An 11,086-nucleotide genomic window follows, 5' to 3' on the forward strand; every position below is an offset into this window, starting at 1 on the left:
TCCTGAGCGGTTCCATCATCATCCATGAAACGGGTATTGCATCCATTCAATTGCACTCCCTGTGCCATTGCCATCCTATGCAATGAGTCTATCAATCCTTGATAGTCTCCCTTCCTTGGTATTGGCTCTCTTTCATCCTGAAAGGCCTATATCCCTATCTTTCCTTAAGTCACATTCCTTAGTCACTGTTCGATCATCCTGATCGCCAACATCCTGTTGCCCGCAATTCCTTCTACAAGATGAATTCTACGCCAACCAACGAAAGTACTCATTGTGGATTATTTAAAATGTTAACAAAAATGGTGAACCCAACTGATAACAAACAGGTTAACCTACTGATATAAATTAAAATAATAACTAACCCAGAGACATAACCACCCTTTAGACTTACAAATTACTTACATACTTGTGAGAGATCTCTTACACGGAGGATGGCAATTCAAATCAAAAGTAAGCAAGTGCTAGATGTTCTCCCCTGAAGGACTTATGCATAAACCGCTATCGCTCAAAATTCGACAAGCATTCGGCGAATGACCAGAACACAGAGAGTAAATCATTGGGCAATAAGAGAAGTAAGACTGGTAAACATGTTTTACGGCAAGATGTCTTTAAGCAGCGTTAAGATAAAGTCTGTGTGAATAGCGTTATAGCTTGGCAAAGCCAGATTAATGCTGAAAATGAACCAAAGAAAAGGGCGCAACTAAAGTGCGCCCCATTTATCCTTTGTAAGCCGTCCTGCTCGATTTGTGCTCCCTGCACCATCCATGCGTCTGCTTGCGTCCTGCGTCGTCCCTGTAATCCCTTTTCGTCCCTGTGTATCAAACTTACGTGAGATAACACTCAGTCCCTTGACCTGTAAATCCTTTTTACAGAGCCTGTCACTTCCTATGACGTATTCCTATTGCATCCTGCAAAATTTATTTTCCATAGATTAGTACAAGCTGTTCACCCTTATACTTTATCCTTATCTCGACACATCCTATTTCGAGTTCATGCTTAATCCTTAAGCGTGTCCTGTATTCTTCCTGAAATTCATCATCCTGACGATACAACTCACTGTCCCTAATCATCCTTGAAAAGCAATCCTGCTTTTCCTTAGCCTATCCCAGACGAATGACAGTTTTCCTACCGTCAGCGATTTCAACCTTGAAATCTTAATTCGTTGCTTCTTGCGTCCCTTTGGCCTGTTTCTCTTTCCTTGCTATCCATTTGCTTTGGCCATGAGTGAATTTTACGTTAACCCTAACTTTTTTGTTCGGCTCAAAGAACGGACTACAAAATTAATTACGGACCAACCAAAGGAAAATAAATACAACCCAATGATTCTATTTAAAATTAAATGTCGCAGAACAAAAAACAATCAAAAAGAAAACATTATGTCCTACAACGTTTGTAAGCGATCTCTCACACGGGCATGGGCATCTCACTCGGGCAATTTTTTTAACGCTTAAAAAAGCCGCGGATCATCTGAGCAAACATTACCCAATCAGCCATCAAACTGTAAAAGGGATACTGAAATGTCGCGGGTCGATTCTTCTCGAATACTAAGTGTCCCACCCACGCAAAACCGTAGCCAACGACCGGAATAAACCAACATAGCCACCATGCTTGTGAAACCAAGGCAATGCCAATCAGCAGCAGGACTAAGCAACTGCCAACAAAGTGTAATTGCCGGCAAGTCGGGTGCTGGTGTTGGGATAAATAGAAAGGATAGAAATCGACGAACCGTTTATAAGAGTGAGTCATCTTGTTGAACCGAATAGAATAACAACTGGCCATGGACACTGCCGATATTGAGCTCGCCTAAAGAGACAAAGTCATGCTGGGTAAATAATTGCAGATGACTCTCCTGGGCGATAAACACACCAATGCCATCTAAATCCGGCTGCTCATCACACCAACTCACTACCGCTTGGACTAACTTATGTCCGAGTCCTTTATGCTGCTCGTTCGGTGCAAGGGCGATAAACTGCAAAATACCGCAGTGCTTACTGGGTAAGAGTTCGACAATACTGGACTCTTTTTTCATCAAAGCTTGGGTCGATTGCCAGCCAGTACCTAACAACATCTTTAAGCGCCAATGCCAGTAACGCCCTTCTCCCAAAGGCACTTCTTGCGTTACCACACAGGCTAAACCAACCAGTCTTTCATGGTCGAATAAACCAATGAGGGCTTGTTTTTGTTGCCATAACGTATTGAGTTCTTCGCGGATCGCGGCGCGCAGTTTTTGCTCGTAAGCGGCTTTATCTGAGGTGAAAAGTGAATCGACAAAAAAAGGATCATCATGGTAAGCGTTATAGAGGATAGAGGCGGCAATGCGTAAGTCTTCCGCGGTCAAATAGACTGCACGGCAGTCTTCCAAGGTTTCATTGTCCATTATTAGTATTCCTTGACTTAGCTCACACTTTTTATGAGTAACAATTAATTTACCAAGGAAACGGAAAAGTGCAAATTTTAATCATAGATTGCATTTTTCAATCAGGCGCTTACTCTAAACGAAGGCACTATACTGAAAAGGAAATAATGATGGATACAACTCCAGTAGACTTAAGCCACTTGTTTGAGCAACTCGGTTTAGACAGTAGCGACGAGGCCATAGCGCAGTTTATTGCAACCCATGATATCGACCATCACATCCATTTAAGCCAAGCGCCCTTTTGGACCCCAGCCCAAAAGAGCTTTATCATTGAAGGTTTAGAAGCCGATGCCCTCTGGACTGAGCCCATTGAGCAATTAGACACTCAGCTACGTAAACGATAAGACTCGTTGGTTCAGATTTTACCGTAAGCCGTTTCACCCCAACCCACTAAGGCATTGTTGCTCAGCACGATAGGCGTGCATTCATCCTTAGTGGTTTTTCCATCGCCATTATTACGCAGGGTACGATAAAATAACACTAAGACTTCTTTATTGGCTTCACCTTGTTGAGCACTTTGTTGAATATAGGCTTCACTAAAATCAGCGGTGCCCATTAAGATCATCACTTGGTCTTTAGGCATACCTAAGCTCAGTTTGGTTAAGTTAGTGCGATTTTTATCCTGCACTTTCTCCCAAGATTCGCTGCTATCCCAGCCCGATTCTCCATCACCGACATTGACCACGCAGCCGCTAAGACCTAAGCTTACGAGCCCTAAAAAAGTGATGGCGATAAGTTTGTTATTCAATTTATGGTTCATCATGTGACATCCTGTGTAATTATTATTGAAGCTTAAAAAATGGTATTTCGGCTGGACAATAAGCAAAATAAATGCCACAAGACAACACACTGTTTTTAAATGAAAAAATTAATTATTATTTTAATAATTGGTTTAAACAATTCAACAAATTAAGGAATTTTGCTAATTATGAGTCCCCTTGACCAAGTATTAGCGGCCGCACGTTCGCTCGAAGCCTGCGATAAAGTATCGAGCCTTGCCTTAATTAAAACCCGTTTAGGTAGTAGCCTACCTTTACCTATATTGATCCAAGGCTTACAGCAATTTAAATCTATGCCTAAGGCAGATCGCGAGCGTTTAGCTGAGTTGCAAACTATCAGCCCTACAACTGACGTTCCCGCAACTAACGATACCTTAACCCTTGCTGTGCTCGCCGAGCGCATGCAGATGCAACAGGCGTATTTTGAACGTCATGCTGAGCAGCAAAAAACAGAAATAATGCAATTAAAAAACGAACTGCTTGAACTTAAACAACGCATAAACTTATTAGAAACCCAAGGAAAAACAGCTTAATGTTTGTCACTGAACTGCGCTTCGAATGCTTCGCCGACACCACGATATCTGCCGCCGAGAAGGCCATTAATCAGCTCCTTGAAGCCTATCGAGCTAATGGCCAAATCTTAGGACGAGAATTTGCGGTCGCCTTTAATGACGGTGAGTTTAGAGTGCGTTTATTGATGCCAGAGAAAAGCAGTTTAGCGCACAAATATCACAGCCCTTGGGTCAAAAAAGCCTTAGTAGAATTAACCGACGCTAAACTACTCGCGCCGCGGGAAAAGTTTATTGGTCAGGATATCAATTCTGAAGTAAGTAATACCGAAACACCCAGCTGGCAACTGCTATACACCAGTTTTGTGCATATGTGCTCGCCCCTACGCAGCGGCGACAATTTATTGCCCATTCCCCTGTACCGTATACCCGCAACCTTTAATGGCGATCATAAACGTATTATCCGTTGGCAGAGCGAATGGCAAGCCTGCGACGAGTTGCAAATGGCGGCGGCCACTAAGGCAGAATTTGCCGCGCTAGAGGAATTATCGAGTCCTGACAGTGATTTATTTCGCAGAGGTTGGGATTTGCGCGGTCGTATCGAATATCTCACTCAGATCCCGACCTATTACTACTTATATCGCGTTGGCGGCCAAGATTTAGCCACAGAAAAAACGCGACCTTGCCCACGTTGTGGCAGTCATGATTGGAAACTCGATGAACCTTTATTGGATATGTTCCATTTTCGCTGCGAACCTTGCCGCATAGTGTCGAATCTGTCTTGGGATCATCAATAACACCTGTTTATCCCCTTGCAAAACTCAACCTAAGATAACCCATGCTTAGATTGAGTTAATACTTAGGTTGAAAATAAAAATGTCGCTCACAGAAGTTAACGTTTACCGAAAAGGTTTTGCCACATACGTTTAAAGCTGGCAAAAATACTAGGATGTTCTAATGCGGGCATAGGCAGTTCTTCATGTTTAACGGGTGGTGCTATCCGTGGCGATAATGCTTCAATAAACGCAGTCAAACTCGAGGACAATTGCTCAGATTGCACTTCACCAGGGATTTCAATCCATACGCTACCATCACTGTTATTGATGGTGAGCATTTTATCTCCCTCATCTAACAGACCGATAAACCAAGTCGGTAACTGCTTCAGTTTTTTCTTCATCATCAGATGACCAATTAAGTTTTGTTGCAGGCAGTTAAAATCGTCATCATTCCAGACTTGCAGTAACTCCCCCGTGCCCCACTTAGAGTCAAATAATACTGGGGCGGAGAAATAATGACCGTAAAAATCATTGATCTCTGGCCATAAAGTTAACTCCAGTGCATGCTCTACATTGGCGAAACTGCCTTCAACTTTGCGTTTCACTGGCTGCCAAGAAACGGCCTGTTCAAGATCCGGTTGAAATTCGCCTTGAATACACACAGAAGGCTCACCCTGTGGGTAATAACGCGGTAGTTCACCTAAACTCGTTAAGTAAGCTTGATGATAGTTTTGCAAAAATTTATCGAGTGCGGGCAGACAAGACACTTAAGCACAATCCAATTTCAGGTATAATGTGCGCCTATTTTGACATGGAAACAGTATTGATGACACAGAATCACGATCCCTATAGTGATGCGCAAGCGCTTGTTGGCCTGACTTTAGGTAAAGCCACCGACTACCAAGCCGAGTATGATGCGTCGCTGCTGCAAGGGGTTCCACGCTCACTAAACCGTAATGCTATTGCACTCACTGGGACGTTACCGTTTCATGGTGCCGATATCTGGACGGGTTATGAGCTGTCTTGGTTAAATGCCAAAGGTAAGCCTATGGTGGCCATAGCTGAATTTCATTTAAGCTATGAAAGCCTGAATCTGATTGAGTCGAAATCGTTCAAACTGTATCTCAATAGCTTTAATCAAACCAAGTTTGATAGCCTAGATTCACTGCAAAAAACCTTAGTGCAAGACTTAAGTCAGTGTGCTCAAGGTGATGTTAGCGTTAAGATTATCGAGCCAAAAAGCTTTGGTATTCAGCGTATTATTGAGTTACCAGGCACTTGTATTGACGATCTCGATATTGAAGTCAGCGATTATAGTTTTAATCCTGATTACTTAGTTAACAGTACAGACGATAAGCAAACGGTCGCGGAAACGCTTAATTCAAACCTGCTGAAATCCAACTGTTTGATCACTTCGCAACCCGATTGGGGCAGCGTGATGATCCGTTATCAAGGCCCTAAAATCGATCGCGAGAAACTGCTGCGCTATTTGATTTCTTTCCGCCAACATAACGAATTCCACGAGCAATGTGTCGAGCGAATTTTCGTCGATTTAAAACGTTTTTGCCATTGCACTAAATTGACAGTTTACGCCCGCTACACGCGTCGCGGTGGTTTAGATATCAACCCTTATCGCAGTGACTTCGAGCAACCTGGTGAAAGCCACAGACTCGCAAGACAGTAATGACCTTCTTAGGCGATTAGATTAACAATCTGAGATAGAAAATAAGGTTTAAAAACTGCAACAAAGCTCTGAATCGCTAGCCCTAGCTGCTCGCTAGATTCAGAGCTTTTTTATTCACAGTGTTTGCACTCGCATTAAGCAATAAACGCCGTAGCCATTGGTGGCTCGGGTTTTGGGTATATTTACTGCTCCACACCATATACAAATCAATTGGCCTTGTTTTCAGGGGCATCGGTAAAATCTGTAAGCCGAACATCTCAGCGTACTGACTGGCGTACCGCAAAGGCGCTATGCCTATCGCCTCACTTTTGCCGACAGTTGCAAACATACTCAATAAAGATGATTGCTCACTGTACATTTTGCGCCTTGGTAACACGCCTTCGGTAAACAAATCCCCTGCAGTCAAATTAAAACGCCGCATATTTAAAAAGACGTGTTTCTCCTCAAAATACTGCCCATGGGTGATAGCACCTTGAATACGAGGATGCTGCAAACTGACGATACAAACGAGGGTTTCGGTGAAGAGTAATTTGCTCGAGAGCAAACTTTGCTGCGCGGGCTTAATGTCTATGGCAACGGCGACCCGCTCAAGCAAAATATCGCGATATAGCTCATCCTCCTGCGGCGGCGACTCGCGGAAAATCACTTCAATATCCGCATTCTGTAACAAAGCCTGCACGCCTGATTGCAGCGCTTCGATAACCGACTCATTAGCATATACATAAAAGCGCCGCTGGCTCGTGTTGGGATCAAAATGCTCAAACCCCAGTAATACGGTTTCAATATCCGCCATGGGCTGCTCAAATTTACGGTACATCTCCCGTGCCACCGATGTAGGCTCAATTCCCCGTCCAACTCGATTAAACAGCGACTCCCCGACCCAAGCCCTGAACCGGCTTATCGCATTGCTCACGGAAGACTGAGTTAAATCTAACTCCTGTGCCGCTTGAGTGAATGAACGAGTACGGTAAACCACCATAAACACGCGTAATAAATTTAAATCTAATGGCTTTCGTGTCGGCATAAGGGAGTTCACTCATTCACGATATGAATATTACAACCCAAGCTAACTCGAGTTATCTAAATACACAAGCTGGCTATACTCAAACCATCAACGACACTATCCCACTTTTTAGTAGGTAAAATAATGCAAAAATCTTTGATGACAATGAGTATTATCGCCAGCTTCTCTTTAAGCGCCGTGGCCGCGGAACACGAGCATGAACATATTAGCCTGCACTATCAGGGAAAGCCTGCCACCGAGCAAACCATTGCGGTAAACAAAGCCACGGCAGCAAGCCTTAATTTTGCCGATAAAAAAGCCTTTGAAGAGTTTTCTAAAAATCTTATTGCTGAACTAGATGAACCAACAGCAGCCATTTTACGTGCCGATTTCAGCTTTATTGGCGACAAAACCCCAGACACAGTAAACCCTTCACTTTATCGCCAAGCCCAATTGAATATGGTGTCTAACGGCTTATACAAGGTCACAGATGGCATTTATCAAGTGCGTGGCACCGACTTATCGAACTTAACCCTTATCCGCGGTAAAACAGGCTGGATCCTTTATGACGTACTGCTGACCAAAGAGTCAGCAAAGCAATCCCTTGAGTTTGCGCTTAAACACTTGCCCGAGGGCAATGACTTACCCGTAGTCGCAATGATTTATTCCCACAGTCATGGAGATCATTTTGGCGGATCCCGCGCCATCAAAGACATGTTCCCAAACGTCAAAGTCTATGGTTCCAATAACATCACCAAAGAAATTGTCGACGAGAACGTCCTCGCTGGTAATGCCATGAGCCGCCGCGCCGCCTATCAATACGGCGCAACATTAGAGCGAAACGATCAAGGCATTGTCGATGCCGCACTTGCTAAGGGATTATCCAAAGGCGAAGTGACCTACGTTAAACCCGATGTCACCTTAAATGCCAAAGACAAGTGGGAAACACTCACCATTGATGGTATCGACATGGTGTTTATGGATGCCTCAGGCACAGAAGCCGCCTCGGAAATGGCCACCTATATTCCCTCAATGAAAGCATTGTGGACCGCAGAGCTCACCTACCACGGCATGCACAACATTTATACCTTACGCGGGGCAAAAGTCCGAGATGCGATAAAATGGTCTAAGGATATCAACGAATTACTGACTCATTTTGGTAATGATGCACAGGTTATATTCACTGCCCACTCAGCCCCCGTATTTGGCAATACTGATATAAACCAATACTTAAGAATGCAAAGGGATAACTATGGCCTAGTGCATAATCAAACCCTGCGTTTAGCCAATAATGGCGTGGGTATTCAAGATATTGGCGATGCGATTCAAACCACTATCCCTAAGGCTGTGCGCGATACTTGGTACACCAATGGTTACCATGGCACCTACAGCCATAATGCCAAAGCCGTGTACAACATGTACCTTGGCTATTTCGATATGAATCCCGCCAACTTAAACCCACTACCGACAAAAGATGAAGCGACGAAATTTGTGGAGTATATGGGCGGTGCCAAAGCCGTAGTGAAACACGCCAAAGCCGACTATGCCCAAGGCGAGTACCGTTTTGTGGCCACCGCACTCAATAAAGTCGTGATGGCAGAACCTAATAACAAAGAGGCAAGACAATTACTTGCCGATACCTATGAGCAACTGGGTTATCAAGCCGAAGGTGCTGGCTGGCGCAACATTTACCTCACTGGCGCCCAAGAGTTACGCGTAGGCATTCAACCCGGCGCGCCTAAATCGGCCTCTGCAGATATTTTAGGAGAAATGGACATATCGACCCTATTTGACTTCCTCGCCGTAAAAGTCGATAGCCTCAAAGCTGCTGAACTTGGGCTAATCAGGCTTAATGTGATTAACCCCGACACCCAAGAAACGCTCTATGTTGAACTAAGTAACGGTAATTTAAGCAATATTAAGGTTGATAAACCGATGGAGGCCGATGCCAATCTTTATATTGATAAACGCTATATTACGGGGATTTTACTCGGAAAAGTCACACTTAAAGAGTTACTGGCTAAGGGTACTGCCAAGTTAGAAGGTGATAAAGATGCCTTCGGTAAGATAGCGTCGACCTTAGTAAAGTTCGATGAAAGCTTTGAAATCGTCCCACTACCAAGCACGAAATAACCAAATCAACGCCCTGAACCTTCAGGGCGTTTTTATGGAAAAATCACACTAGCACTAACCATTCTGACACTTGGCGAGTCGTGTTCTGTAAGCAAGAGTGAAGTACGGATAGCCATTTGCACGACATGTTCTCTCGTGCAATCTTTAAAGGCCAGATTAAAGTAAGAAAATTAATTCGCAGACTCTGGCGTTGGGACTGAAGTTTTGCACTCAAGCAATAACTGCTGAAAATGCGCGCCTAAGTCTTGCTGGGCAAATTGCTCGCTCGCGGTCACCATTTGCTTAAGGCTTTGTAAGGCTTGATCTAAACCTTGTTGCTCGATAAGACTTTTAGCATAAGCCGCCGCATCGGCGCCCTTTTGTAACAAGCTCGCGACCTGATCAAAACTGATGTCTTGCTCCATTACTTTCTGTAAGTCACCCAGCAACTCTGCCACCTTAGCGGACTCCACCAGCGAGCCTTCAACATTGACTAACTTACCCAGCGGATCTTGGCTGAGTTTTTCAGCCACACAGGCCGAAACTGTGCCTGCTGCCGCGCTTTGAGCCACAACATCTAAGCCATTGGCACGAATTTGCTCAACCACTTGCTGCAACTGTGGATCTTGGGCTAACCAAGCCTGCTCTAATTGCTGCTTTTCATCGCCACCAAAATAACCACAACCAGATAGCAACACCATCATAGTGGCAGGTATTAGGCACTTAATCCGTTTCATTGCTAAACCTCATTTATTTCATTCAAATTCAAAATATTATGGGCGTTACTATACCCAGCAATGTTTAACCGAAGATGAATAAGACCAGTTAACCATAATCGGCAAGTAAGGCTTCTATGCTGCTCAGTTGCGCCGTTAGCATTATGGAAATCTCGGTGTTGCCAGCATACCCTAAGCTCACGGCAAAACGGTATTCCTCGGTCAAACGCCCAAAATAGGTTTGCCAATACAATGAACTTGCATCAATGGTTTGCAGCGGAATATTAGGATAGACACTCAGCAAAGGCGCTACACCACAGAACGGCATCAACGCAGCATCTTGGTATCTAAGCTCAACCGATCCGGCCACCAATTGTTCGAATGGCTTAAGATCAAAGCCGAAGGATTTAAGCGACTGCGCTAAACCTAGGCCAGTCGCCTTGATATAAGACTCCTTTAACGCCCATAAATCGAAAAAGCGCTGCCGCTGACTCGCTTCATCGACAAGGGTCAACAAAGCCGCAGTTTCTTGGGCGGAAAAATAATGATTTAGGATTGGATAGATATCCGTCTTCGGCCGCGATCTTTCAATATCAACCCCAAATAACCCAGACTCAACACCATGAAACTGAGTCACACCAATCAATAACCAATCGCCGCTATGGCTTAGGTTAAACTCAAGCCCTGTTTGCTGTTGCAATTTTGCCGTTAAACTCGGCTTACCCTTAGCGCCATATTCAAAACACCACTCGTGTGGCGATAAATCCGCATAGCGAGATAACACGGCCCGCAACGCTGCCCTGACCTGTAATCCCTTCATTTGCGCCTTGGGATCGCGATAACGCGCGACCTTAGCGAGTTCATTATCACTTAACCAAGACTGAGCGAGTGATGTTTGCGGCAATGAAATATCGCTCAGTGGAATAAAAAATAGATCCACATTCACGCCGTTTTTGCTAGATGTTCTGGAGTCGGTCATTTGAGAGCCTTGCAGGACAAAGCCTTGCGGCTGATGGTTATCATTGTCTGGCTTTTGGGAGAGCACTTAGCAACATTCTTATCTGGGTATTGTCTTGGTTCATCATTCTCTG

At 44.4% G+C, this 11,086-nt stretch carries 12 protein-coding genes; 5 read left to right on the top strand and 7 right to left on the bottom strand.

Annotated features, from left to right (window positions below):
- Nucleotides 1–1,440 precede the first annotated feature (1,440 nt).
- Nucleotides 1,441–1,746, bottom strand: a complete 306-nt coding sequence (locus L5M37_RS03130) for a DUF962 domain-containing protein (protein WP_263199353.1) — start codon at nucleotides 1,744–1,746, stop codon at nucleotides 1,441–1,443.
- Nucleotides 1,730–2,377 (bottom strand): GNAT family N-acetyltransferase, encoded by a 648-nt coding sequence (locus tag L5M37_RS03135; protein ID WP_107402277.1) that lies wholly within the window; start codon nucleotides 2,375–2,377, stop codon nucleotides 1,730–1,732. The genes L5M37_RS03130 and L5M37_RS03135 overlap by 17 nt, the downstream gene beginning before the upstream one ends.
- A gap of 149 nt (nucleotides 2,378–2,526) precedes the next feature.
- Between L5M37_RS03135 and L5M37_RS03140 the strand changes: the two genes are divergently transcribed.
- Nucleotides 2,527–2,760 carry a DUF2789 domain-containing protein gene (locus L5M37_RS03140; RefSeq protein ID WP_028760620.1) on the top strand — a complete coding sequence of 78 codons (234 nt, stop codon included), beginning with the start codon at nucleotides 2,527–2,529 and terminating at the stop codon, nucleotides 2,758–2,760.
- A gap of 11 nt (nucleotides 2,761–2,771) precedes the next feature.
- On the opposite strand, the gene L5M37_RS03145 is transcribed toward L5M37_RS03140, so the two are convergent.
- Nucleotides 2,772–3,179 carry a DUF3192 domain-containing protein gene (locus L5M37_RS03145; protein WP_263199355.1) on the bottom strand — a complete coding sequence of 136 codons (408 nt, stop codon included), beginning with the start codon at nucleotides 3,177–3,179 and terminating at the stop codon, nucleotides 2,772–2,774.
- Nucleotides 3,180–3,344: 165 nt separating this feature from the next.
- Here L5M37_RS03145 and L5M37_RS03150 point away from each other — a divergent pair, with 165 nt between their 5' ends.
- Together L5M37_RS03150 and L5M37_RS03155 are read left to right on the top strand one after the other, a co-directional pair.
- Nucleotides 3,345–3,728, top strand: coding sequence for a hypothetical protein (locus tag L5M37_RS03150; protein ID WP_263199356.1), 384 nt, complete (start codon nucleotides 3,345–3,347; stop codon nucleotides 3,726–3,728).
- Nucleotides 3,728–4,501, top strand: coding sequence for a Zn-ribbon-containing protein (locus L5M37_RS03155; protein ID WP_105249732.1), 774 nt, complete (start codon nucleotides 3,728–3,730; stop codon nucleotides 4,499–4,501). Before L5M37_RS03150 ends, L5M37_RS03155 begins: the two co-directional genes overlap by 1 nt.
- Before the next feature lie 95 nt (nucleotides 4,502–4,596).
- Here L5M37_RS03155 and syd read toward each other — a convergent pair whose 3' ends face one another.
- The gene (gene syd / locus L5M37_RS03160; RefSeq protein WP_263199359.1) at nucleotides 4,597–5,247 is read right to left on the bottom strand and encodes a SecY-interacting protein; all 651 of its coding nucleotides are present in this window, start codon (nucleotides 5,245–5,247) and stop codon (nucleotides 4,597–4,599) included.
- A 59-nt stretch (nucleotides 5,248–5,306) separates the two neighbouring features.
- Here syd and queF point away from each other — a divergent pair, with 59 nt between their 5' ends.
- On the top strand, nucleotides 5,307–6,164 hold the full coding sequence (gene queF, locus L5M37_RS03165; protein ID WP_105249734.1) for an NADPH-dependent 7-cyano-7-deazaguanine reductase QueF: 858 nt from the start codon (nucleotides 5,307–5,309) through the stop codon (nucleotides 6,162–6,164).
- An 82-nt stretch (nucleotides 6,165–6,246) separates the two neighbouring features.
- Here the strand turns inward: queF and L5M37_RS03170 are convergent, their stop codons facing one another.
- Nucleotides 6,247–7,188 (bottom strand): LysR family transcriptional regulator, encoded by a 942-nt coding sequence (locus L5M37_RS03170; protein ID WP_131523816.1) that lies wholly within the window; start codon nucleotides 7,186–7,188, stop codon nucleotides 6,247–6,249.
- Nucleotides 7,189–7,311: 123 nt separating this feature from the next.
- On the opposite strand from L5M37_RS03170, the gene L5M37_RS03175 reads away from it, so the two are divergent.
- On the top strand, nucleotides 7,312–9,300 hold the full coding sequence (locus L5M37_RS03175; protein ID WP_263199360.1) for an alkyl/aryl-sulfatase: 1,989 nt from the start codon (nucleotides 7,312–7,314) through the stop codon (nucleotides 9,298–9,300).
- Between the two features lie 170 nt (nucleotides 9,301–9,470).
- Here the strand turns inward: L5M37_RS03175 and L5M37_RS03180 are convergent, their stop codons facing one another.
- Together L5M37_RS03180 and L5M37_RS03185 are read right to left on the bottom strand one after the other, a co-directional pair.
- Entirely contained in the window at nucleotides 9,471–10,016 is a 546-nt protein-coding gene (locus L5M37_RS03180) for a hypothetical protein (RefSeq protein ID WP_105249737.1), read from the bottom strand.
- 88 nt (nucleotides 10,017–10,104) lie between these two features.
- Nucleotides 10,105–10,974: a 4'-phosphopantetheinyl transferase family protein gene (locus L5M37_RS03185; protein ID WP_317630085.1), complete on the bottom strand. Its 870-nt coding sequence runs from the start codon at nucleotides 10,972–10,974 to the stop codon at nucleotides 10,105–10,107.
- Nucleotides 10,975–11,086 lie beyond the last annotated feature (112 nt).

The organism is Shewanella sp. SM69 (genome assembly GCF_025653985.1).
In the GTDB taxonomy this organism is placed as follows: Bacteria; Pseudomonadota; Gammaproteobacteria; order Enterobacterales; family Shewanellaceae; genus Shewanella; species Shewanella oncorhynchi.